At 70.5% G+C, this 23,578-nt stretch carries 18 protein-coding genes; 10 read left to right on the forward strand and 8 right to left on the reverse strand.

Going from position 1 to position 23,578, the window contains the following annotated elements; translation table 11 throughout:
* Positions 1-17 precede the first annotated feature (17 nt).
* Genes AC3RXY_RS03070 through AC3RXY_RS03085 form a run of 4 tightly spaced genes read left to right on the forward strand, consistent with a single transcriptional unit; the run spans position 18 to position 4,708 of the window.
* Entirely contained in the window at positions 18-1,787 is a 1,770-nt protein-coding gene (locus tag AC3RXY_RS03070; protein WP_491509429.1) for a siderophore-interacting protein, read from the forward strand.
* Entirely contained in the window at positions 1,784-2,839 is a 1,056-nt protein-coding gene (locus AC3RXY_RS03075) for an iron chelate uptake ABC transporter family permease subunit (protein WP_491509430.1), read from the forward strand. Before AC3RXY_RS03070 ends, AC3RXY_RS03075 begins: the two co-directional genes overlap by 4 nt.
* The gene (locus tag AC3RXY_RS03080; protein WP_491509431.1) at positions 2,836-3,867 is read left to right on the forward strand and encodes a FecCD family ABC transporter permease; all 1,032 of its coding nucleotides are present in this window, start codon (positions 2,836-2,838) and stop codon (positions 3,865-3,867) included. The genes AC3RXY_RS03075 and AC3RXY_RS03080 overlap by 4 nt, the downstream gene beginning before the upstream one ends.
* A gap of 16 nt (positions 3,868-3,883) precedes the next feature.
* Positions 3,884-4,708, forward strand: coding sequence for an ABC transporter ATP-binding protein (locus tag AC3RXY_RS03085; protein WP_491509432.1), 825 nt, complete (start codon positions 3,884-3,886; stop codon positions 4,706-4,708).
* Positions 4,709-4,829: 121 nt separating this feature from the next.
* On the opposite strand, the gene AC3RXY_RS03090 is transcribed toward AC3RXY_RS03085, so the two are convergent.
* The 8 genes from AC3RXY_RS03090 to AC3RXY_RS03125 form a co-directional block, all read right to left on the reverse strand.
* Complete coding sequence (locus tag AC3RXY_RS03090) at positions 4,830-5,804, reverse strand: alpha/beta hydrolase (protein ID WP_491509433.1); 975 nt, start codon at positions 5,802-5,804, stop codon at positions 4,830-4,832.
* Between the two features lie 46 nt (positions 5,805-5,850).
* A complete protein-coding gene (locus AC3RXY_RS03095; RefSeq protein ID WP_491509434.1) occupies positions 5,851-6,897 on the reverse strand; it encodes an alpha/beta hydrolase in 1,047 nt (348 codons plus the stop codon).
* A gap of 195 nt (positions 6,898-7,092) precedes the next feature.
* Positions 7,093-7,944 (reverse strand): ATP-binding cassette domain-containing protein, encoded by an 852-nt coding sequence (locus tag AC3RXY_RS03100; RefSeq protein WP_491509435.1) that lies wholly within the window; start codon positions 7,942-7,944, stop codon positions 7,093-7,095.
* On the reverse strand, positions 7,944-9,809 hold the full coding sequence (locus tag AC3RXY_RS03105) for a dipeptide/oligopeptide/nickel ABC transporter permease/ATP-binding protein (protein ID WP_491509436.1): 1,866 nt from the start codon (positions 9,807-9,809) through the stop codon (positions 7,944-7,946). The genes AC3RXY_RS03100 and AC3RXY_RS03105 overlap by 1 nt, the downstream gene beginning before the upstream one ends.
* The gene (locus AC3RXY_RS03110; RefSeq protein WP_498224381.1) at positions 9,806-10,732 is read right to left on the reverse strand and encodes an ABC transporter permease; all 927 of its coding nucleotides are present in this window, start codon (positions 10,730-10,732) and stop codon (positions 9,806-9,808) included. The genes AC3RXY_RS03105 and AC3RXY_RS03110 overlap by 4 nt, the downstream gene beginning before the upstream one ends.
* An 82-nt stretch (positions 10,733-10,814) precedes the next feature.
* Entirely contained in the window at positions 10,815-12,341 is a 1,527-nt protein-coding gene (locus AC3RXY_RS03115) for an ABC transporter substrate-binding protein (RefSeq protein WP_491509438.1), read from the reverse strand.
* 281 nt (positions 12,342-12,622) lie between these two features.
* On the reverse strand, positions 12,623-13,216 hold the full coding sequence (locus AC3RXY_RS03120; protein WP_491509439.1) for a TetR/AcrR family transcriptional regulator: 594 nt from the start codon (positions 13,214-13,216) through the stop codon (positions 12,623-12,625).
* A 76-nt stretch (positions 13,217-13,292) separates the two neighbouring features.
* On the reverse strand, positions 13,293-14,936 hold the full coding sequence (locus AC3RXY_RS03125) for a sulfatase family protein (RefSeq protein WP_491509440.1): 1,644 nt from the start codon (positions 14,934-14,936) through the stop codon (positions 13,293-13,295).
* Between the two features lie 181 nt (positions 14,937-15,117).
* On the opposite strand from AC3RXY_RS03125, the gene AC3RXY_RS03130 reads away from it, so the two are divergent.
* From AC3RXY_RS03130 to AC3RXY_RS03155, 6 genes are all read left to right on the forward strand, one after another.
* Positions 15,118-16,131 carry a LacI family DNA-binding transcriptional regulator gene (locus tag AC3RXY_RS03130; protein ID WP_491509441.1) on the forward strand — a complete coding sequence of 338 codons (1,014 nt, stop codon included), beginning with the start codon at positions 15,118-15,120 and terminating at the stop codon, positions 16,129-16,131.
* A 120-nt stretch (positions 16,132-16,251) separates the two neighbouring features.
* Positions 16,252-17,820 (forward strand): ABC transporter substrate-binding protein, encoded by a 1,569-nt coding sequence (locus AC3RXY_RS03135; protein ID WP_491509442.1) that lies wholly within the window; start codon positions 16,252-16,254, stop codon positions 17,818-17,820.
* Positions 17,821-17,884: 64 nt separating this feature from the next.
* Positions 17,885-18,823: an ABC transporter permease gene (locus AC3RXY_RS03140; RefSeq protein WP_491509443.1), complete on the forward strand. Its 939-nt coding sequence runs from the start codon at positions 17,885-17,887 to the stop codon at positions 18,821-18,823.
* Complete coding sequence (locus tag AC3RXY_RS03145; RefSeq protein WP_491509444.1) at positions 18,820-21,453, forward strand: dipeptide ABC transporter ATP-binding protein; 2,634 nt, start codon at positions 18,820-18,822, stop codon at positions 21,451-21,453. Before AC3RXY_RS03140 ends, AC3RXY_RS03145 begins: the two co-directional genes overlap by 4 nt.
* Positions 21,450-22,457, forward strand: coding sequence for a LacI family DNA-binding transcriptional regulator (locus tag AC3RXY_RS03150; protein ID WP_491509445.1), 1,008 nt, complete (start codon positions 21,450-21,452; stop codon positions 22,455-22,457). Before AC3RXY_RS03145 ends, AC3RXY_RS03150 begins: the two co-directional genes overlap by 4 nt.
* On the forward strand, positions 22,454-23,554 hold the full coding sequence (locus AC3RXY_RS03155; RefSeq protein ID WP_491509446.1) for an alpha/beta hydrolase fold domain-containing protein: 1,101 nt from the start codon (positions 22,454-22,456) through the stop codon (positions 23,552-23,554). The genes AC3RXY_RS03150 and AC3RXY_RS03155 overlap by 4 nt, the downstream gene beginning before the upstream one ends.
* Positions 23,555-23,578: the final 24 nt, after the last annotated feature.

A 23,578-nucleotide genomic window follows, 5' to 3' on the forward strand; every position in this document is an offset into this window, starting at 1 on the left:
CGGACCCCGCGTACACGATGGCTCATCACCGTGTCGTCGCCCACCCGCTCGTCCTGCGCCAGGTGCAGGTCGAGCGGGTGCGCGACGTGACCCCCCGGATGCGACGCATCACCCTCACCGGTCCGCAGCTCGGCGCGTTTCATGCGAACGGCGTCGATCTTCCGGCATTCGCCACGCCCGGCTTCGACGACCACGTCAAGCTGATCTTCGCCTCAGACGGCGACATCGCCGGCGCGCTCCCTGTGCAGCTGGAGAACGGCATCGAATGGCAGGCGTCCGCCACGCGACTCGGACGCGACTACACGCCCCGCCGCTTCGACCCGGATGCGGGCGAGCTCGACCTCGACTTCGTACGACACGGCGAGGGGCCGGCAGCGCACTGGGCGCAGCATGCCCGCCCCGGCGATGACCTCTGGTTCGTCGGCCCGAAGTCGTCCACCCTGATTCCGGACACCTGCGACGGGGTGCTGCTCGTCGGCGATGAGACCGCGCTCCCCGCAATCGGACGATTCTTCGATGAGCGCCCGGTGGATGCCCCGGCGCGCGCGGTGATCGTGGTGGCGGATCCCTCGGCGCGGCAGAGCCTGGCCGTGCGGGACGGCGACGTCGTGGAGTGGGTGGTGGCCGACCCGCGGGACGAACAGGCACTCGCTGCGGCCGTCACCGCCGTCGAGCCCTGCGCGGATGAGCTGTATGTGTGGGCCGGTGCGGAGAGCCGTGCGCTGCTGCCCGTGCGCCGTCACGTCGCCCGCGTGCTCGGGGTGCCGAAGAGCCACAGTGACATCACGGGCTATTGGCACACGAGCGATCCCGCGACAGCGACGGCGGCACCGGGGCCGGCGGCAGCGGCGGGCGATGATTCTCCGGTGAGCTGGTTCGCGATCCGTGCGGCGTTGCAGATCGGCCTCGTCGATGCCCTCGATGAGGGCCCGGCCACGCTGGACGACCTCGCGCGCCGCGTCGGCGCCGACCGGGCCGCGGTGACCGTGCTGACCGATGCGCTGACCGCCAGGGGGCTGCTGACGCGCGATGAGGCCGGCCGCATCGCGCTGGGTGCGGCGGGGGAGGAGCTCGTCGCCGACGAGCACGCCAGAGAACGCTACGACGGCTTCCATGCCGAGCAGATCCTGACTCTCGCCGCGCTGCCGGCCGCCGTGGTCCGCGGCTCCTCCGCCTGGACGGCCGCCAACGGCCGCAGCCTCCGGGAGCACGTCGTCAGCGTGCCGGACGCCTACGAAGAGCTGATCGACGACGGTGCTGTTCTCGGTCAGCTCGTCACCGCGCTGCATCGCCGGGGTGTCTGGGAGCGCGGTCGACGCATCGGCGTGACCGGTCCTGGCGCTCTTCCGGTCGCCGACGCCCTGCGGGCGGGGACCGCGGCGGTCATGACGATCGTGGAGGACGCCCTGCCGCTGGGCCAGCTGCGCGATGCCGCGGGCGCGGCAAGCCCGCACGACTTCGTCGCGTCCTGGGGGTCGCAGGACGTCTCGGTGACGGCGCTCGCGCTGGCGCACCGTACCGATGCGGAGGCCGTCGCGCTGCTGACGGCGATGCGCGCCGCAGCCCCCCGCGCGGTGCTCATCGAGCGTTTCGCGCCGGATGCGCTCGATCCGACGGCCATGGCTCACGGCGCGCTGCTGCACCTGGCTGCGACGGGATCCGGCTATCCAACGGCAGAGCATCTCGCCGGCCTCGCCCGGCACGCCGGGTGGCGGATCGGCGCCCGGCAGGGGCTCGGGTGGGGCATCGAATGCGTCGAGCTGCATCCGCTCGACCGCAGCACATGACCGTGACGACGTCGTCGCGCACGCAGCAGCCGGTCGCTGCGACGGCCGCGCGGCGTCGCACCGCGCGGCGTCTGGTGTGGCTCGCCGTCGCGGTGATCGCGCTCGTGGTGAGCGCGGCTGCCAGCATCGCGGTCGGCTCCGCGCCGCTGCCGCTGTCGACGGTCTGGTCTGCGCTCACCGCCGGCGACGGCAGCATCGATCACCTCACGGTGCTCACTCTGCGCATCCCGCGCACGGCCCTGGGCATCCTCGTCGGACTGGCCCTCGCCGTCGCGGGAGCACTGATCCAGGCACTCACGCGCAACCCGCTGGCTGACCCCGGCATCCTCGGCGTCAACGCCGGCGCCGGTTTCGCGATCGTGCTGGGCGTGGCAGCGCTGGGCGTCACCCGCATCGACCAGTACCTCTGGTTCGGGTTCGTGGGGGCCGTCCTGGCCTCGCTGGCGGTGTATGTGATCGCCATGCGCGGACCGGGCGGGGCGTCGCCCGTGCGCCTGACGCTCGTCGGCGTCGCCCTGAGCGCTGTCCTCATGGGCGCTTCGCAGACCCTCGCCCTGATCAACCCGAAGACCTTCGATCGGATGCGATTCTGGGGCGCTGGCTCGATCGCCGATCGGCCGGAAGGCACCGTCGAGACGATCTGGCCGTTCATCGCCGTCGGCGTGCTGCTCGCCTTCGCGTGTCTGCGCGGGCTGAATGCGCTCGCCCTGGGTGATGAGCTGGCCAGGGCCGTCGGCGGACGCGTGCTCCTCACCCGGGCGATCGGTGTGGCGGCGGTCACCCTGCTGTGCGGTGCGGCGACGGCCGCCGCCGGACCCATCGCCTTCGTCGGGCTGATGATCCCGCACGCCGTCCGCTTCGTCACCGGCCCGGACATGCGGTGGATCGTGCCGTTCGCGCTCGTGCTGGGTCCGGTGCTGGTGCTCGTGTCCGACGTCATCGGCCGGCTGGTGATCTGGCCGGCGGAGCTGCAGGTGGGTGTCGTCACCGCGTTCCTCGGGGCGCCGGTGCTCATCGCGCTCGTCCGGAGGAAGGGGGCGAGCGCGCCATGAGCCGCCCGATCGTCATCGATGTCGGCGGCTTCACGCGCCGCACCACCCGCCGCGCCATCGTGGTGAACGGCGTGCTCCTTGTCCTGGTGGCGGTGTGCTTCCTCGGGGCGCTCATGCTCGGCGACCGGGCGCTCTCCCTGGGGCAGGTGCTCGGGGCCTTCGCTCCGGACGCTCCGGGGCTGGATCGGATGGTGGTCGTGGAATGGCGCGCCCCTCGTGCCACCGCCGCTGTGCTGTTCGGCGCCGCCCTCGGTGTCAGTGGGGCGATCTTCCAGTCGCTCACCCGCAACCCGCTGGGAAGCCCCGACATCATCGGGTTGAACACCGGTGCCTATACCGGGGTGATGACGGTGCTGCTCCTCGGCGGCGCGAGCTATCTTGCCCAGGCCACCGGTGCGCTCATCGGCGGGCTCGGCGCTGCGGCGATCGTCTATCTCCTGGCGTTCCGCGGCGGCCTGGGCGGTTTCCGCCTGATCATCGTCGGCATCGCCGTCTCGGCGATGCTCTCCGCGGTGAACACCTGGCTGACGGTGAAAGCAGACCTCGGGGTGGCCCTGCAAGCCGCCGCGTGGGGAGCGGGGACCCTGAACGGGGTGACCTGGCCGATCGTCGGCACCAGCGCGCTGGTGATGGCCGGGCTGGCGCTCGTGCTCCCGCAGACCGGCCGGTCGCTGCGGCAGCTCGAGCTCGGCGACGACGCGGCGGCCGCACTCGGGGTGCCGGTCGAGCGGAGCAAGGTGATCGCCGCGGTCGTCGGTGTCGCGCTGACGGCGCTGGTGACCGCCACGTGCGGGCCGATCGCGTTCATCGCGCTCGCCGCACCGCAGATCGCGCGTCGCCTCACCGGGCGGGGGAGCGTGGCAGACCCCCTCGGGGCGGCGCTCGTCGGCGCCGTGCTGCTGTCCGTCTCCGACGTGATCGCCCAGCATGCGCTGCCGGGCATCCTGCTTCCTGTGGGAGCCGTCACGGTGTGCATCGGCGGTGCGTATCTCGTCTGGCTCCTGATCTCGGAGAGCCGTCGCACATGAGAGGAACCACACGTTGATGACCACGTCTCGCGATGCGCGGCCGGAACTGGCCGGGAGCGGCCTGATCGCCGGATACGGCCTGGGGAAAGTGCTCGACGGCGTCGACGTGCAGATTCCGTCTGGCTCGTTCACGGCGATCATCGGCCCGAACGCCTGCGGCAAGTCCACGCTGTTGCGCGTGCTCGCGCGGCTGCTGCGTCCGGACGGCGGCACCGTGCTCTTGGATGGCACCGATATCCATGCACTGCCGACGAAGAAGGTCGCGCAGCGGGTGGGGCTGCTGCCGCAGTCGCCCCTCGCTCCCGACGGCATCACGGTGACGGATCTCGTCACGCGCGGGCGCCATCCGCATCAGACCGTTTTCGCTCAGTGGAGCCGAGATGACCGCCGGGCTGTCGCCGAGGCCATGGCGGCGACCGGCGTCTCCCCGCTCGCCGAGCGATACGTCGACGCTCTCTCCGGGGGCCAGCGCCAGCGGGTGTGGATCGCCCTGGCCCTGGCGCAGGAGACGCCGATCCTGCTGCTCGATGAGCCGACCACCTACCTCGACATCGCGCATCAGATCGAGATCCTCGATCTGATCGCCCGCCTGCGTGACGGCGACCGTACGGTCGTCGCGGTGCTGCATGACCTGAACCATGCGGCCCGGTACGCCGACCACCTCATCGCGATGCGTGACGGCCGGATCATGGCGCAGGGACGACCGACCGAGGTGCTCACCGCCGAGACCGTCGAGCAGGTGTTCGGTCTGCGCGCCAGGATCATCGCAGACCCGGACACCGGCTCACCGGTCATCCTGCCGCGTTCGCCGCGCGATGCGGGGGCGGAGGCGGTGCGCTGAGCGCAGCAGGGCGGAGCTCTTCGGCAGCGCGCATGACCACGGTGACCCCGTGCCAAGGCACGCGACCTCGGCGTTCGGAGAGACGGCGACGGCGCGGCGGCCCAGGGGCCCAGGGGAGCCGTTAGCGAGGAGCCGCCGTGCCGTAAGCCGTGCGGAGTGCATCGTCGACGGTCTGCTGCCACTCCCGCGCTGCCGGTGAGAGGGCGGTGATGCCCGGTGAGCCGTGCACGTGTCCGGGCATCACGTGAAGCTCGACGGCGCTGCCTGCCGCCTCCAGCCGGCGGGCGAGCAGCTCACCGCCGGAGCGGAGGAGGTCGTGTTCGGCGAGCATCAGCAGGGTCGGCGGGTACCCGCTCAGGTCCGCGGCGTCCGCGATGAAGGCATCCGCGTCCCTGGCCGGTGCGTAGATCTCCAGCAGGTGCGGGTATTCCGCGAGCTGGGCCGCGGTCTCGGGGTTGTCGGCGGCCTGTCGCTCGAGCTCGGAGACCGACACGGCCGGGACTTCGAGGGCAACGTGGTGCGGTGCTGCCGCACGGTCGCGTGCGAGCACGAGCGCAGCGCTCGCGGCCAGCGATGCGCCGGCGGAGTTCCCGCCGATGCCGAGCCGCCCGGCATCGATGTCCAGCTCCCCGGCGGCGCCCGCCAGGAACTGCATCGCCGCGACGGCCTGGTCGCGTGCCGCCGGGTAGGGATGCTCTGGCGCCAATGCGTATTCGAGGGAGACGATCCGAATGCCCGTCTGCGTGGCGCGACGGGAGAGGACGGCATCGTTGACCTGCTCGTGGGGTGAACCGAACACGAACCCGCCGCCGTGCAGGAACAGCTGGGTCGGCAGCGGGCCACCGGCGCCCCGCCGCGTGTAGACCCGCGCGGCGGTGTCGCCGAGTGCCGTGGGGATCGTGAGCTCGCCGATCTCGGCGTCCGGGTCGACGGGCAAAGAGCCCCGCTCTGCGAGCTCGTCTGCGACCTTCCTGGCGTAGGCGCGTTGTTCCGACAGCGGCGCCGTTGGCCCTGGCGCACCGTCGGCCACGCGGAGCGCTGCGGCCTGCTCCAGCCAGGAGGTGATCCCGGAGTCGAGCGAAAGCGGATCTGTCATGGGATCTCCCGCGTTCTCGAAGAGCTTTGATCGAATGTCTTCGACGCTAGCCGTCGACGCCGGAGGGGGCAACCCCCGAAGCAGCGCCTTCCGCCGGGCGTCGTGCCTCTGCGATCGTCTGCCAGCGGCGCGGCGGCTGGTGCAGACGGCGCAGCTCGGTGACGATCGCGTCGTGGGCGAGGGCCGCGCTGGGCACGAACCGGGCATGTCCTGCCCCGAAGTGCGTCTGGCCGATCAGGCGCATGCATGCGGTGGGCACGCCCGCCCGCATCAGGGCGTGCGCGTACGCCTCGCCGTCGCCGCGCAGCGGGTCGAACTCCGCCGTGAGGATGAGCGCGTCGGGAAGGTCGTGCAGGTCGGCGAAGAGGGGGGAGGCGAGCGGAGACGTATGCAGCGCCGGGTCAGCGTATGTCTCATGCAGTGAGCGCAGCACCGGCTCGGTGAGGAGACCGGGAACGTGGGCGATGGCGTGCGTATCGAGGGAGGCGGCGGTGAGATCGGTCGCGGGGAACTCGAGAATCTGCAGGCGGATCCGGGAACCCCCGCGGTCGCGGCGCATGATCGTCGCCGCCGCGGCGAGGTTGCCTCCGGCCGATGCTCCGCCGATCGCGACGCGATCGGCGGAGCCACCCAGCTCGGACGCGTGGGCCACGACCCAGTCCAGCAGGGCGCAGGCCTGTTCCGGCTGGGTGGGGAAGCGTGATTCGGGGGCCAGGGAGTAGGAGCCGAGGACGACGATGCAGTTCGCCTCATGGGCGATGCGGGAGCCGCGGGCGATGTGGACAGGATCATCGATCGAGCCCATCTGGAAGGCGCCGCCGAAGAACAGCAGGAAGACCGGCAGCCCGGCCGGTGCGGAGGAACGCTCTGCCGCCGGCCAGAGCACGCGTGCTCTGGCCGGGGGGTGGCCGGCGACGGGGACGTCGATGATCGCGGCGGCGGTCGGAGGCGCGGGATCACCCCACAGGGCGAAGAAGCGTTCCGCGTTCGCCGCGGACACACGACGGCGCCCGGCTGGATCATCCGGAAGCGTCTCCTCCGGGCGGGTGGCCACCTCGACGGCCTGCAGGCGGGGGTCTGGCTCGCGATGCATCGGATCTCCTTCGATCGAATAGCTTCGATGGAGACCAGCATAGGGTCGTCTTTCTGGCGGCGGAGTCCGCACCGGGCGGGAACGGCGGAAAGCGGGTGGCCCGTTCGATCGTGCCGTGCCGCGCCGTGCCGTGCCGTGCCGCGCCGGGCCGCGCGGCGCCGGAGAGGAGGAGCTCCCCGACGCCGCGCGGCGGAATTACGCCGGTCGCCGCGGCTCGGCCGACCGGAGCCTCTGGCGCGCCGTGCGACGCGCGGCCTGCTCGTCCGGATCGGGAACCGGACTGGCCAGGAGCAGGCACTGTGTGTAGGGATGCTCCGGCGCTGCGGTGACCTTCGCCGCATCTCCCTGTTCCACGATCTGGCCGCGATACATCACCGCGACACGGTGGCTGATATGGCGCACCACGTCGAGGTCGTGGGAGATGAACAGATAGGACACGTGGGTGTCGCGCTGGATCTCCAGGAAGAGATCGAGCACGCGCGCCTGCGTGGTCAGGTCCAGCGCCGACACGGGTTCGTCGCAGACGATCAGGCGCGGGGAGAGCGCCAGCGCGCGGGCGATGGCCACGCGCTGGCGCTGTCCGCCGGAGAACTCGCGGGGCAGGCGACGGGCCGCGTCGGCCGGGAGATGGACCCTGTCGAGCAGCTCGCGGACCCGCCGCTCGGCGTCCGCTCTGCTGATCCCCTGCGCGCGCAGGGGCTCGGCCAGCGTGTCGCCGATCTCCAGCGCAGGGTTGAGCGAGGTGTAGGGATCCTGGAACACCACCTGGATGTCTCGGCTCAACCGCCGTCGCTGCTCACGTCCCGCATACGAGATGTCCTGGCCGTCGAACGTGATCGTTCCGCCGCTGACCGGCGCCAGCCCGAGAACCGCCCGGCCGAGGGTCGTCTTGCCGGAGCCGGACTCGCCGACCAGACCGACCGTCTCGCCCGCGGACACCGCGATTGACACGTCGGTGAGCGCGCGGAACGGCTTCGCGCGCAGGCTCGTGCCCGGATAGGTGACGTCGAGCGCGTCGACGGTGAGAAGGGCATCGGGTGCGGGCATCAGCTGTGCTCCTCGCGGGTATGGTCCGATCCGCTGCGCGCCGGGTCGTCCGAGGTGAGCATCGTCATCGGCTCCTTGCCGCGCAGCATCGAACCGAGGAGGGCCTGCGTGTAGGCGTGGCGGGGCGCGCGGAGGATGTCGCGCACCGGCCCCTGCTCGACCAGCCGGCCGGTCTGCATGACCGCCACCCGATCGCAGAGGTCGGCGACGACGCCGAAGTTGTGCGTCACGATGATGACCGCAGCCCCGAGGCGGCTCTGCAGATCGCGGATGAGATCCAGCACCTCGGCCTGCACGGTCACATCCAGCGCCGTGGTCGGCTCGTCGGCGATGATGAGGTCCGGTTCACAGCTGATCGCACCGGCGATCAGGACGCGCTGCGCCATTCCGCCGGAGATCTCGTGCGGGTACGCATCCATCGTCCGTGCCGGGTCCGGGATGCCGACGGCCTCGAGGAGAGCGATCGCGCGGCGGCGCGCTTCGCCGCGTCCGATGCCGAGCACCTTCGTCATCGGGCGGATCAACTGAGCGCCGACGGTGAAGGCCGCGTCGAGGTTCGACATGGGCTCCTGCGGGATGTAGGCGATGCGCTTGCCGCGCAGCGGCGCAAGGACGGCCTGATCGATCCGCGCCGTCGCACGGTCGATCGTCGGGCGGCCGTCGATCACGATCGAGCCTGCGACGATCTGCGCTTCGGGAGGGAGCAGTCCGAGCACGGAGAACGCCGTCTGGGACTTCCCCGATCCGGACTCTCCGACGATGCCGAGGACCTCTCCGCGGTCGACGTGAAAGGAGACGTCCTCGACCACGCGCGCGACGCTCCCGTCCGGGCGCGGATAACCGACGGCCAGCCCGGAGACGGTCACGATCCGATCGGGGCCCGGCTCACCGGCGTCCTCCGTGACGAGAGGTTCGGAGACGACCGACACGGACGTGGTCGACTGCGGCGCGACGGGGCGGTTTCGCGCGGCCCGCCGCGGCTTCACCTTCTCTGCGTCCTCCAGCGCATCACGGATCGCGTTGCCGAGAAGCACCAGCGCGCCGATCGTGAGGCCGATCGCGAGCGCGGGCCACACCATCAGGAGGGGCGCGTTGTAGATGTTCGCGAACCCCACCGCCAGCAGCGCGCCCCACGTCGGGACGGTCGGATCGCCGAGGCCCAGGAACTCCAGGCCGGACTGGATCCCGATGGCGACACCGGTGATCGCGGCGGTCTGGATGATGATCGGCGCGCGGACCACCGAGAGGATATGGCGGCCGATGATCGCGACGTCGCCGAGCCCGGAGACGCGGGCGGCGTCGACGTAGAGCTCATCGCGAACGGAGCGCACCGCGGTGCGGGTGAGTCGGAAGTATGCCGGGCTGATGATGACGCCGAAGACGATCATCGACACCCACACGCTCGGGCCGAGTGCTGCCCGGGTCGTCAGCAGCATCACGATGGCGGGCAGGCTCATCAGGATGGAGACGACCCAGTTGGCCGCCGAGTCGAAGAACCGGCCGTAGTAGCCGGCGAGGAGCCCGGCGGGCAGTCCGATCGCGATCGCCACCGCGGCGCAGAGGAGCGCGGAGAGCAGCGTGATCCGTGTGGCGAAGACGAGTCGGGAGAACACGTCGCGACCCGCAGGATCGGTGCCGAGCAGGTTGTGGCCGTCCGCCGGGGCGAGGGTCTTGGTGATATCGGCGTAGTTCGGGTCGAGCGGCGCGATCAGCGGGGCCAGCAGAGCCGTGGCGATCACGAGCACGAGGATGGCCAACGCCACCACGCCGAGCGGGTTGCGCAGCAGGCGGCGCAACGGGTGGGAGCGCGCCGGACGATCGACTCCGGACGCACCGGGCAGGGTCTGGGCCGCGGCCTGGCTCATGCGACACGCACCTTCGGGTTGAGCCAGCCGTTCGCGAGATCGACCAGCAGATTGACGATGACGACGATGACGACCGTGTACATCACGACCCCCATCACGACGGGGATGTCTCCCTGGACCGTCGAGGAGATCGCGATGGCCCCCATGCCGGGGAGCGCGAAGATCTGCTCGATGATCACGGTGCCGCCGAGCATGCCGATGAACTGCAGGCTCAGAACGGTGAGGCCGGCCGGAGCGGCGGAGCGCAGCACGTTCTTGAAGAGGATCTCGCCCTCGCCGATGCCGCGACTGCGCAGGGTCCGGACATAGTCGCGCTCGCGCTGGGCGATGATGGCCGAGCGGATCTGCTGCGCACCGGCAGTGACGGCACCGACCGCGAGGGCGATCACCGGCAGCGTGAGAGAGGCGACCCAGGCCGCACTGCCTCCGCCCGGCCCGATCGTCGACGTCGCCGGGAACCAGCCGAGCCCGATGGCGAACACCGTCACCAGCAGGATCGCCAGGACGAAACCGGGGATCGCGTCACCGATCACCGCCCCGGCCTGGATGACGCGATCCACCCAGCCCCGCCGGACGGCTGCGGCCATCCCGAGAAGGGTGGCGCACACGGCGGTGATGAGGATCGCGCAGACGACCAGCGCGAGCGTCACCGGCAGACGCGTGAGCAGCGTCGAGGTCACGGCCTGGCCGGTGAACCACGACGACCCGAGATCGCCGGTGAACACGTCGCGGAGCCAGCCCAGGTACCGGAGCGGAAGCGGCTGGTCGAGACCGAGCTGCTGCTCCTTGAGGGCGATCTGCTCGCTCGAGGCCGCTTCGCCGAGGATGTTGCGCGCGATGCTGGTGGAGGAGAAGTACAGCAGGCCGTACGTCAGCATCGAGATCACGAACACGATCACGATCCCGGCGCCGAGCCTGCGCATGATGAAGGAAAACACCCGATCCCGTTTCTCTCTGTGGCCACGGTGACGGACGGGGCGGCACGCGGCCGCCCCGTCGTCTGCCTTAGTCCGCCGGGGAGAACCCGCTCAGCGAGGGGACGCTGTTCTGCGCCTGCATGACGACCGCGGTGGCGGCGTCGTGCGCGAAGATGTTCTGCGGGCGCAGCACGGGGGCGAACCACGCCTCGTCGACGAGCCACTGTCCGATGGTCTGGAAGGCGGCATCCTGCTCGGCCGGGTCGACGGCGTCGCGCGCCTCGGCGATGAGAGCGGTCAGCTGCGGATCCTCGACGCCGAACATGTTCCACGGAGCGGTCGGAGCCACCCAGGTCTGGATGTCCTGCCAGGCTGTCGCGGAACCGAGCATGAACACGAACATCGGGTACTTCGCGGACAGCAGGTCGGCGATCGCCGAGTTCGCCGGCAGCAGCTCGGTCGACACCCGGATCCCGATGTCGGCGAGTTGCTGCGTGTAGAACGCCATCAGCGGCTCCGTGCCGGGGAAGGTCGGCATCGTCACGTCGAATCCGTCGGCGTAGCCGGCCTCGGCCATCAGTTCCCTGGCGCGTTCCGGGTCGTAGCCGTAAGCCTCGTCGCGGGCGGGGGAGAAGGCCTGGCTCTGCGGGTTGAACACCTGGCTGGTCTTCTCGCCGTAGCCGCCGTAGATGCTGCTGGCGATGATGGCCTCGCGGTCGAAGGCGAGGTTGATCGCCTGCCGCACCCGCTTGTCGGCCAGGGCGGGGACGATCGTGCCCGCCCGGTCGGCGATGACGATGCCGGCCCAGTTGATCGAGAGCGTCTCGATGCCCAGTCCTGCGGCCTGCGCCTCAGCCGCGGTCTGCGGGTTGATCAGGGCGCCGTTGATCTGGCCGCTCTTGAGCGCGTTCAGGCGGGGCGTGACATCGGCGTAGGGACGGACGACGACGGTGTCGTAGGGGAACGCGTCGGCGTTCCAGTAGTCGGCGTTGCGGGTGTAGGAGTAGCTCGTTCCGGGAACGGAGCCGGCGGCGTCGAAGACATAGGGTCCGGACCCGACCGGGTTGGCGGCGAGGTCGCCGCGTTCGATCGCCGCCGGGGAGGCCATCGCCCCGCCGACCACGGCGAGGTAGCTCAGCTGGGCCGGGTTGGGCGCGCTCAGGTGAAGCTCGACCTCGGTCGGCGCGGTGACGACGACCTCGTCGATCGAGGCGACCATGAACTGGTTCTGCCCTGCGCCGGCCTTGATGTGCTCGATGTTGGCCTTGACCGCTTCGCCGTCGAACTTCTCGCCGTCGGTGAAGGTGATGTCGTCACGGAGCTCGAGCGTGAGCACGGTGTTGTCGTCGTTGTACGCCCACGCTGTCGCCATGTTGGCCTCGACCTCGGCGTCGGGCGTGAGCTTCAGCAGGGTGTCGTAGACCGGCTGCCAGTACTGGACGCGGTTGCCGATCTCGAGCTCTGCGGTGTCGAAGGAGTTGTTGTCGAGCTGGGCGCCCTGGACGAGCGTCGCGCCGGCGCCTTCGTCTGCGCCGGGACCCGGCGTCCCGGCGGCGCAGCCCGCGAGGAGGACCACGGCCGCGACAAGCGCGGCCAACGTTGAGATACGAGCCATCATGCTCCCTTGGATGATGTGGGCTGTGTTCGGCCGCTGTGCGACCGTGCGCAAACACTACCAACCGGCAGGTAGGGTATGCAAGAGATCCGTTCCGTCCCGCCGAGAACGGGTCAGCACCGGGGATCATGACCCAGCGCACCCGGGCACGAGGAGCGCGCCGGAGGCGGTGGGCACGCCGGCACGTCGCGCCGCGGCGCGACCAAGCGCCCGCGGCGATCAGCACCCGGGCCGTGCGAGACGATGCGATCGCGCCGGCGGGCGCAGCGTCGCCGGGGCGACTACTCCCGGAGGGAGTCGCGCAGATGTGCGCCCATCGCGTCGATGTACTCCGCGATCATCTCCCGCATGTCGAAGGATTCCTCGTTCAGCAGCAGCTGGATCTGCAGACCGTCGAGCACGGCCATCGTGAGGGACACGGCGCGACGAACGCGCTCGGGATCGGCGTTCGGAAACTCCTCCTCGAGCGTGGTCTGCGCCCCGCCCATGACCGCGGCGTACCGGGCCTGGAGGGTGTCCAGCGCGGGGTGCGTCTCGGTGAACGCCTCCGCGACCATGATCGTGAAGAACCGCGGCCAGGAGCGGTCGCGCTGGTTCTCCTCCACGGTGCGCTGGATCGTGGTGAAGAACGGGGTGTCGCTGGAGGTCGTCTGCCCGGCTCTGCGCAGCGCAGCGCGCTCGGCGAGAACAGCGCCAAGCAGCGCCTGCTTGGAGGGGAAGTGGTGGAGGAGCCCGGCCTTGGTGATGCCGGCGCGCTGGGCGATCGCGTTCAGCGACGACGACCGGAAGCCCTTGGTGGTGAACTCGGCCAGCGCTGCATCGAGGATCGCGTTGCGGCTCGCCTGCCCCTGGTCGGTCGTGCTGCCCAGCCTCACGGTGCCCCCTCCTGATTCGTCCGGTGCTGCTCGAACACAGTAGCAACGCGATGCCGGAGGGCGCTGAACCCGGCGGTCATGATCGGACCACGATCTCCTCGCTCGGGGCGAAGCCGATCCGCCACGCCTTGACCGTGACGCTGTGATCCGCCGGGACCTCGACCGGTTCCCGATAGAGGTGCCAGGAACGGCCGTCGCGCTCGATTCCGAGCATGTCGAACCATGCAGCGTACTCGGGAGGCACCGGGGCCTCCTCCGGCATCGTGTCGAGGGTCCAGCCGATCACGGCGCCGGGAGTGTCGCACGCGATCGCGAGGGAGCGCCCCTCCCGCACGACCTGTGGTGCTGCCGTGGTTCGCGGCTGCCCACCGGGCCGCCACTGCTCCAGCAGGTCTTCCTCCGGCACGAGTCCCAGGTCGCCGACCTCGTGCTGCCAGCCGTCGAGCGCCGCCGACATCCGCTCCGCGATCTCCGCGTACGCCGGGTCCTCAGCCAGATTGACCTGCTCGTGCGGATCGCGCTCGATGTCGTAGAGCTCGCGCGGAGGCTTGGTGGCGCTGACGAGGCTCCGCTGCAGCGGAGTGAGGGCCGCCGGTGTTCGGCCAGCGCCGATCTCTGCGGCCTCCTGCTTGCGGATCCTGCGCAGCTCGCCCCAGGTGGCGTAGTGGTCAGGGTAGTAGCAGTACTGCATCGGCGATCGGTCCGGGTGGTAGTTGCGGATGTACCGGTAACGGTGGTCGCGCACGGTGCGCGTGGTGTCCTCCTGCTCGTCCATGCGGTCGCGGCCGCCGAACACGTAGGTGTGCGGCTCCTCGCGCAGGCGGTGCTCGTCGTCCAGGAGGGTGGTTCCGTGCATATGCTCCGGCACCGCGAGACCGCACGCGGCCAGGGTCGTCGGCGCCAGGTCCATGAGGCTGACCACGTCGCGAGAGACGGTGCCGGGGGCGATCACGCCCGGCCACCGGATGAGCAGCGGCTCGCGCAGCCCGGACTCCGTCGCCCAGCGCTTGGCTCTCGGCATGCCCACGCCGTGGTCGCTCCAGAACACCACGATCGTGGAGTCCGCCAGCCCGTCCTCGTCGAGCTGATCGAGGATCCCGCCCACCCAGTGGTCCATCTCCGTGATCAGATCGAGGTAGCGCGCCCATGCCGTGCGGAACACCTCGGTGTCGGGGTAGTACGGCGGCACCGTGACCGCGTCCGGGTCGTGCCGGTCGGCCGCGGCGACGTGCGCGGTGGCCTGCGCGAACTCGTCGTCGGGGAGGTAGATCTGCGACTCGTGCGTGATGCTGCCGTGGAACTGCGCGAAGAACGGCATGTCGGGGTCCGGCCGGTTGCGCCAGTGCGCGGTCGGGCTGATGTCGTCGAACGTGGTCGGCGGAACCGCCATCTGGAAGTCGGTGAAGAAGTTGTTCACCGTGTAGTAGCCGGCATCACGGAAGTAGTCCGGGAGCAGCCGCACCTCCTCGGGGGGCACGGCACGCGAGCGCATGTGCATCGTGCCGATCGCGGTGGGGTAGCAGCCGGTGATGATCGAGGACCGCGACGGCGCGCAGACCGGAGCGGTCGCGAAGGCCTGGTCGAAGCGCACGCCCTCGCTCGCGAGGCGGTCGAGGTTCGGTGTCACGGCTTCCTCCGCCCCGGGCCAGACACCCCCATAGCAGCCCAGGTGCGGGTTGATGTCGTGGGTCGAGATCCAGAGCACGTTGTACGGCGTCATTGCGGCCTCCGAGTCGGTCGGGAGATCGGCGGGCGCCGGCGCCCGCGCAGAACTTCTTCCGTCATCATAGGCTACCAACCGGACGGTTATGTATGTCTCCCTGACGCGGCATGGTGGCCGCACCGCGGCGGCCCCGTCGTGCGCGCATCACAGCACCCGGCGCTGCGGCTACCATGAGCACATGCCGGCCGCGGGGAACCCGACGATCTACAGCGTCGCCGCGCGTGCCGGTGTGAGCATCTCGACGGTCTCGCTCGCGATCAACCACCCGCACCGCGTCAGCGCCGAGACCCGTCGACGCGTCGCGGAGGCCGCGGAGGCCGTGGGCTATCGCTCGCGAACGCGGGAGAGCTCCCGCAGAGGGGGATTGCGAACCATCGTCGTCGCAGCCCCGTTCTCGTCGTACCCGAGCTACTATCGTCGCCTCGACGGCGTTCTGGAACGCTGCTCCGTCGACGGAGTCCAGGTCGTGGTCCACGACCTCCCCGCGGCCAACACGCAGCCAGCGCCGCTCCTGGACGCGCTGCCCGTTCGCGACGACCTGGATGGCGTGATCGTGATGGGCGTACCCCTGGGTGCCGAGGTGCAGGACGCCCTGCGTCGGTCCGGACGGCCCGTCGTCGTCGTCGACGCCGAGAGCGTATCGTTGCCGAGCATCGTCTCGGACGACGAGCACGGCGGCAGCCTGCTCGGCGAGCACCTCGTCGCGCAGGGGCACCGCCAGGTGCTCTTCGCCCACGAGGGGCAGATCTCCTTCTCCTATGTCTCGGCGGGGATGCGGCGTCACGCCGGGCTGACCAGCGCGCTGCACGCCGCCGGGGGTGAGGTCGTCGAACACGTCGCCGACGCCGGGATCATCGAACGCCTGCGCCGGTCTCCGGTGACCGCGGTGGCCTGCAGCAACGACGCCGTGGCCGGCCGGATCCATCGGTCATTGCTGGCTGCGGGGATCCAGCCAGGTCGGGACATCGCGCTGACCGGCTACGACGGGTCCGACCTCGCCGAGGCGCTCGACCTCACGACCGTGAGCCAGCCTCTCGCCGACTCCGGGCGCACCGCGGGCGACCTCCTCATCGGGATGCTCTCCGGCACGGCTCCCGTTGTCCGCAGCATCACGATCGCCGGGACGCTCCTCGTCCGCGGCTCGACCTCACAACCCCTTCCCGCGGTCGTCGACCCCGCCTCCGGCGTGTAAAACGCTTTACATCGAACGCTTCACACGGCTGTTCCGCCGCTGCTTTACTGCCAGCTGATCGGGATCGTCCGATCGTTGCCCAGCGGCGCAACCCGAAGCCGTAACGACAAGGAGGTCGTCATGCCCCGTAGCGATCGTCGACGACGCACACTGGCATTCACCGCAGCGGTCACGGCCGCGATGATAGCGCTGGCCGGATGCGCGTCATCCGCCCAGGACAACACCGCAGGCGACGCGGACGGGAGCCGGGGAGGGACGCTGCGCATCGCGCTCGCCGCCCCGCCGACCAGCCTCGATCCGGCGAACATGGAGCAATCGACGAGCGCGTTCGCCCAGCCGGCCTACGACGCCCTCATCCGGGTCGCGGAGGACGGCACGCTCGAACCCGGTCTCGCCACGGAGTGGGGATTCGTGGACGAGGAGAACCGCGTCTTCGAGATCACCGTTCGCGATGGCGTGACGTTCTCGGACGGCTCGGTGCTGGACGCTGATGCACTGGTGGCGAGCCTGAAGCACTTCGACGAGGGCAGCAGCAACGTCGCGACGCTCATCAACGGGGGTGAATACACCGCGGTCGACGAGGATACGGTGCGCATCACCTGGGACGAGCCCCACCCGCTCGCGCCCCAGGCCCTCACGCAGCGCTGGGTGGCGGGAATGGTGGTCTCGGCACAAGCGCTCGAGAACGACCCGGAGGCCCTGGCCACTCAGACCGCCGGGGCCGGCCCGTACGTGCTCGATGCGTCGCAGACCGTGGCCGGATCGCGATATACCTACATCGCACGCGATGACTACTGGGACCCGGAGGCACAGCACTGGGATCAGGTGGTCATCACCGTGGTCGACAACGCCGAGCAGCGCCTCAACGCGATCCGCGCCGGGGAGTTCGACTACGCCGTCGGAGACCTGACGACCGCGACTGCCGCGGCCGACGCTGGCCTGCAGGTGCTCTCGTCGCCGACCATCTTCTATGGGCTCAGCCTGCTCGACCGCGACGGAACGCTGGGAACCCCGCTCGGAGACGTCCGGGTGCGGCAGGCGATCAACTATGCGATCGATCGCGAAGCCATCTCCGACGCACTGCTGGGCGACTTCGGGTTCCCGACCGAGCAGACGGTCGTGCCGGGCGAGCCCGGCTATGTGTCGGACCTCGAGGGCCACTACGCGATCGACCGCGACCGGGCGAAGCAGCTGCTGGCCGAGGCCGGGTACCCGGACGGCTTCAGCGTCACGCTCGTGTCGGCCACGGTGGAAGCGGCGGCGCTCATCTCGCAGGTCATCGCTGAACAGCTCTCCGACGTGGGGATCGCCGTCACGATCGATGCTCGATCCGGCGCGGACTACTTCACGGCGATGACCTCCGGGCAGTTCCCGATGGCCGTCGTCGGCTACGGCTCGCAGCCGATGCCGATGGAGTACGACGGGCTGTTCGGCCCCCAGGCGGTGTTCAACCCGCTCGGGACGCAGAGCGACACGATCGACGCCGAGCTGCAGGCGGCTCTCGTCGCCACGCCGGAGGACGCGGTCTCCCACTTCGAGACCATCCAGCGGGAGCTGGTGGAGGACGCCTGGTTCGCGCCCGTGGTCTTCGCGCCGGTGTTCTACTACGCCGGCGACGCGATCGCGCCGCTGCAGGTGAGCGCGGGACGGCCGCAGACGCCGCTCATCGACCTGCGTCCTGCTCTGTGAACGACGTCCGGGACGGGTGGGCCATCGCGCCCGTCCGCCCCGGACACAAAGAAAGGGAGCTACCGTGGCTCGAAGACTCGTGCGCTGGTTCATCACGAGCATCCTGCTGTTCTTCGTGATCTCGATGCTGACGTTCGTCCTGATCTCCCTCACCCCGGGGGATGCGGCGCGGGCCATCGTCGGCCCGACCGCATCCGTCGAGCGCTACGAACAGGTACGCAGTCAGCTGGGCCTGGACCTGCCGGTGCTCGAGCAGTACGGACGGTGGCTGACCGGCCTGCTGCACGGCGATCTCGGCAGGTCCGTCGTCAGCGGTGTGCCTGTCACGCAGATCCTGGCCGACCGGATCGAGCCGACTCTCGCCCTCATGCTCGGGGCCTTCGTGTGCGCATCCGTGCTGGGTATCCTCCTGGGCGTCCTCGGCGCTTCGCGGCCCGGGGTCATCGGAAAGGCCGCAGACATCGGCAGCGTGCTGGGTATGGCCGTGCCGAGCTTCTGGATCGGGCTCGTCCTGTCTGCCGTCTTCGCTGTGCAGCTGCGGCTGCTGCCGACCAGCGGCTACACCCCGTTGGTCGACGGCGTCGGCCCCTGGATGCAGCACATGCTGCTGCCGATCATCACCCTCACGCTGGGCGGCACGGCCCTCCTGGCCAAGCAGACCCGTGACGCCGTCGCCGAGCAGCTCGCGATGCCGCACATCATGCTGCTGCGCGCGCACGGCGTGAGCGAGCGGCGACTGCTCTGGGGGCATGCCCTGCGCGGCGCCGCGGTGCCGATCGTCACGATCCTCGGCATGAAGATGGTCGGCCTGACCTCGGGCACCGTCCTCGTGGAGAGCGTGTTCGTCATCCCCGGCTTCGCCGGATACGCGGTCAACGCGACGCTGCTGCACGACCTGCCCGTCGTGCAGGCGATCACCCTGGTTTTCACGATCGTCATCATCGTCACCAACCTCCTGGTCGAGCTGGCATACGGCCGACTCAACGTGAAGGAATCGTCATGACCGACGCACCGGCCATCGCCGCTCCGCCGCAGGACTCCCCGGCGAGGCCGGCGCGCGATCTGCGCGTGATGACGCCGCTCTGGCGACGGCTGCTGCGGCGCCCGCAGTTCGTCATCTGCCTGCTCATCCTGCTGGTGATCGTGACCGCCCTGGTCGCCGCGCCGCTCATCGCACCGTACTCGCCGTTCGCGCAAGACCTCACGAATGTCCTGCAGGGTCCCTCGGCCGCTCACCCGCTGGGAACGGATGGCCTCGGCCGGGACGTCCTCTCGCGTCTCCTGCACGGCGGCGGCTCGACGCTGCTCGGCGTCGTGCAGGCGCTCAGCGTGTTCCTCGTGCTGGGTACCGGGCTCGGCCTGGTCGCGGGAATGTCTCGTGGCTGGGTCGATGGCGTGATCGTCCGGGGAGCGGAGCTGCTCATGAGCGTCCCCAGCTTCATCATCCTGCTGGTGATGCTCTCCATCGTCCCGGGGAACATGACCTTCGCCATGCTGGCCATCGGCATCCTCACCTCTCCGCTGCTTCTGCGCGTCGTGCGAGCCACCACGATGGCCGTCCGGGAGGAGCTGTACATCAGCGGGGCGCGCGTGATGGGCCTGTCGGAGACGCAGATCACCCTCCGCCACGTCCTCCCGCGCCTGGCGGGGCCCATCATCGTCCAGGCGACGATCTTCGCCGGCGCGGTGATCATGACCGAGACCGGGCTCGGATACCTGGGGTTCGGTGTCGCCCTGCCGAACCCCAGCTGGGGGAACATGGTGCAGACCGCGAGCGAGAACATCACCCGCGCGCCCTGGCTGCTCGTTCCCACCGGCGGCACGATCATCATCACGGTGGTGGCCCTGACCCTCATCGGCGACGCTCTGCGGGACGCCGTGGCCGAGCAGTGGACCGGTGGTGGCGGGGTCCGTCGCCGGGCGCGGAAAGCGGTGCACCGGACCGAGCAGGGGCGGCGCACATCGCAGCCCGCGTCGGCCGCGTCATCGTCGTCGACGGCGGTGCTCACCGTCGACGGCCTCACCATGGTGCTCGACAGCACCGACGGGCCGGTGCCCATCGTCGAGGACGTCGCGTTCGCGCTGCACACGGGGGAGCGGCTCTGCCTGGTGGGCGAGTCCGGTTCTGGCAAGTCCGTGACAGCGCTGGCGATCCTCGGCCTCGCGCGCGGACTGCGACGCGCCGGCGGGCGCATCACCATCGCCGGCGTCGATCTGGACGACCGCAGACCGGAGGAACTGCGCCGGCTGCGCGCCGAGACCCTGGGATACATCACGCAGGATCCGCAGCCCTCGCTGGATCCGAACAAGCGCGTCGGGGATCTGCTCGCCCAGCTGGTCAGGCTCCACCAGAACGTGTCCAGGGCGCGTGCCAGGCAGATCGCTCTCGAGCTCCTGGAGCGCGTGCGCATCGATGACCCCGCGGCGGTCGCACGTCGTTACCCCCATCAGCTCTCCGGGGGAATGGCGCAGCGCGTCGTGATCGCCGCGGCGCTCAGCGCTCGGCCGCGGGTTCTGGTGGCGGACGAGCCGACCACCGCGCTCGATGTGACCGTGCAGGCAGAGATCCTCGCCCTGCTGCACGATCTCTGCGACGCCGACGACGAGATGGCGCTCCTTCTGATCACCCATGACTGGGGCGTCGTCGCCGACATCGCGGATCGGGTGATGGTCATGCGCGACGGGCGTATCGTCGAATCCGCCCCGGTGGAGACGGTCTTCACCGCGCCAGAGCACCCGCACACCCTGTCGATGCTGGAGAGCGATCCAGCGCGGCAGCCGGCGGCCCCGCTGCGTGGCAAAACGCCCGCCGTGCTCACGGTGCGGAACCTGTGCATCGACTACCGATCGCGCGACGGAGCGGGCAAGGCCGCGGTGACGCGCGTGGTCCACGGCATCGATCTCGACGTCGGACGGGGGCGGACGCTCGGCCTCATCGGCCAGTCCGGATCGGGAAAGTCCAGCGTCGGCAATGCGATCGTCGGCCTGGTCGAGCCGGCGTCCGGCAGCATCCGCCTCGGCGAGGAGGAGCTGGTCGGCACCAGCCGTGCGCGTCGCCGCGCCCTGGCGCGCGAGGTGCAGATCGTGTTCCAGGATCCGTTCGGCTCACTCAACCCGGTGCGGACGATCGGTTCCACGCTGTCCGAACCGCTGGTGCGCGCGCACGGGATGAGCGCTCGCGCGGCGTCGTCCGCTGTGCGGACCGCGCTCGAGCGCGTGGGGCTGCCCGCGAGCGCCGCCGACCGCTTCCCTGCACAGTTCTCCGGCGGGCAACGTCAGCGCATCGCGATCGCGCGCGCGGTCGTGCTCGAGCCGCGACTGATCGTCTGCGATGAGCCGGTCAGTGCGCTGGACCTGGCCGTTCAAGCCCAGGTGCTCGAGCTGCTGGCCTCCCTGCAGCGCGATCTGGGCGTGGGCTACCTGTTCATCTCGCATGATCTCTCCGTGGTGCGCACCTTCTGCGACGACATCGCCGTGATGCACCTGGGGCGCATCGTCGAGAGCGGAACGACGGCCGCTGTGCTGAGCAACCCGGAGCACGCCTACACGCGTTCGCTGCTCGACGCCGTGCCGCTGCCAGATCCCACGGTGCAACGCGGCCGGTCCCGCGCTGTCGTACGGTACGTCGTATGAGCAGGGGAGTGACCATCCACGACGTCGCGCGCGCCGCCGAGGTGTCGATCGCGACCGTCTCCAACGCGATGAACCGGCCCACCAGGGTCGCCGCCCAGACGCGCACACGGGTCCTGGAGGCCGCCGACCGACTGGGATACATCCCGCATGCGATCGCAGCACACCGCGCACGCACCCGTCGCGAGCGTATCGGCATCATCGCGCCCTTCACCACGCACCCGTCCTACGCCGATCGCACCCGCGGCATGCTCCCGGTGCTCGATGCCGACCATATCGAGGCGATCATCTACGATCACCCCTCAGCGAGCAGGTCTCCGTCCCCGCGGCTGGTGACGCTGCCGATCGCAGTCGAGCTCGATGGACTCATGATCATGGGCGTGCCGGTAGACGTCGGCCTCGCGGATCGGCTGCGGACGCGCGAGCTGCCGACGGTGCTCGTCGACTCACGGCATCCGCAGTTCACCAGCGTGGTGCTCGACGAGGACGTCGGCGCCAGAGCGGCCGCTCGGCATCTCACCGAGTGCGGTTATGAACGGTTCGTCTACATCACAGAAGGGCAGCGATCCAACGACTACATCTCCCCGGCGATGCGACGCGCGAACGCGTTCGTCAAAGAGCTCACCGAGGCCGGGGTGCCGGCCGACCGGATTCAGCTCATGACAGCGCGTGCGGGCGACGTCGCGGCAGGACGGGCGGCCGCGGGGGCCATCGCCGCACTCGCCTCGCGGGACAGGGTAGGGGTGCTCGCCGGGCACGACACGCTCGCGGCCGGCGTGGTCGCCGGCCTGCGCGAACACTTCGTCGCTGTGCCGGACCGGGTCGGCGTGGTCGGCTGGGACGGCGGGCCCCTGATCGAGGCGCTCGGGCTGACCTCCGTCCATCAGCCGCTCGTGGAGTCCGGGCGGATCGGGGCGACCCGGCTGCTCGCCCTGATGCGGGATCCGCAACAGCCGGTGGAACGGGTCATGCTCACCCCCACGCTCGTGCGCGGGACGACCACGTGAATCTGCCCTCCGAGCTGCGTGCCCTCGTCGATGCGGTCGTCGCCGACGCCGGCGGCGCTCCGCTGCCCGAGCCGCCGTACACGCCACGACCGGGTCAGGCGCGCCAGGCCTGGTTGCGCGAGCTGGAACGGGCGCGCCAGGAGCACGACGCGCTCGCGCTCCGACGACGCGCGGTGCTCGACGCGCACGCGGCCGCAGAGCGTCGGGACGATGAGCGCCGGAACGACCACGAAACGCTGCGCCGGGAACGGACCCTGGTCAGCTATCCCGTGCCGACCGGACTCCAGCTGCACGACCTGGTGCCCGCGCTGGAGGGCCGTGTGCCGCTGGGCCCCCCGGCCGCCTGCGGCGAGCCGACGACCGAGGTGACGCTGCGGATCACCTCCGGCGTGCGCTGCGGCACGGCTGCCCCCGCCGTCCTCCTGCTGCACGGTGGCGCGTTCTGGATGGGGGGCGGAGAGCTGAGCAGCGCGCTGGACCGGGTGCTCATCGGTCGCCTCGTCGATCGTCTCGGCGCGGTGGTCATCGACGTGGACTACCGGCTCGCCCCGGAGCATCCGTTCCCTGCGCCGGTGGTCGATGCGCTGATGGCGATCGATCTGGTCCGATCCCGGGCGACCGAGCTGGGCATCGACCCCGCCCGGATCGGGGTCGTCGGCACCTCTTCCGGAGGGAGCGCCGCGGTGAACGCGGTGCGGGCCGACGCGATGCGCGCGGGGGACCCGCCGCTCGCCGCGCTCGGGCTCGTCGTCCCATCGCTCGATCTCTCCCGGGGTCCGTTCCGCGGGGATCCGCAGGCGTGGGGGAGTCGCCTGCGGCAGATCGGCACGTATCTCGGTGATGTCGTCGGCCTCGACGATCCGTGGGCATCGCCTGCTCGTGCGCGTGTGCTTCCGGGAATGCCGCCGGTCTTCGCTGTCGTCGCAGCGTACGACGAGGTGGCGCGCGGAGCGGAGATGTTCTGCGATGCGGTGGCGGCCGGCGGCGGCCAGGCGGCCTACCGGCGCTATCCGATGACGCACACCATCGCGCCGCACCGGGTCGAGGCCGAGGCGCTGCGGGATCTGGTCGCGTTCCTCGGGCGCGCGCTCGCCTGATGATCATCGGCTCGGCAGTGGTGC

Source organism: Microbacterium longlingense, assembly GCF_058349825.2.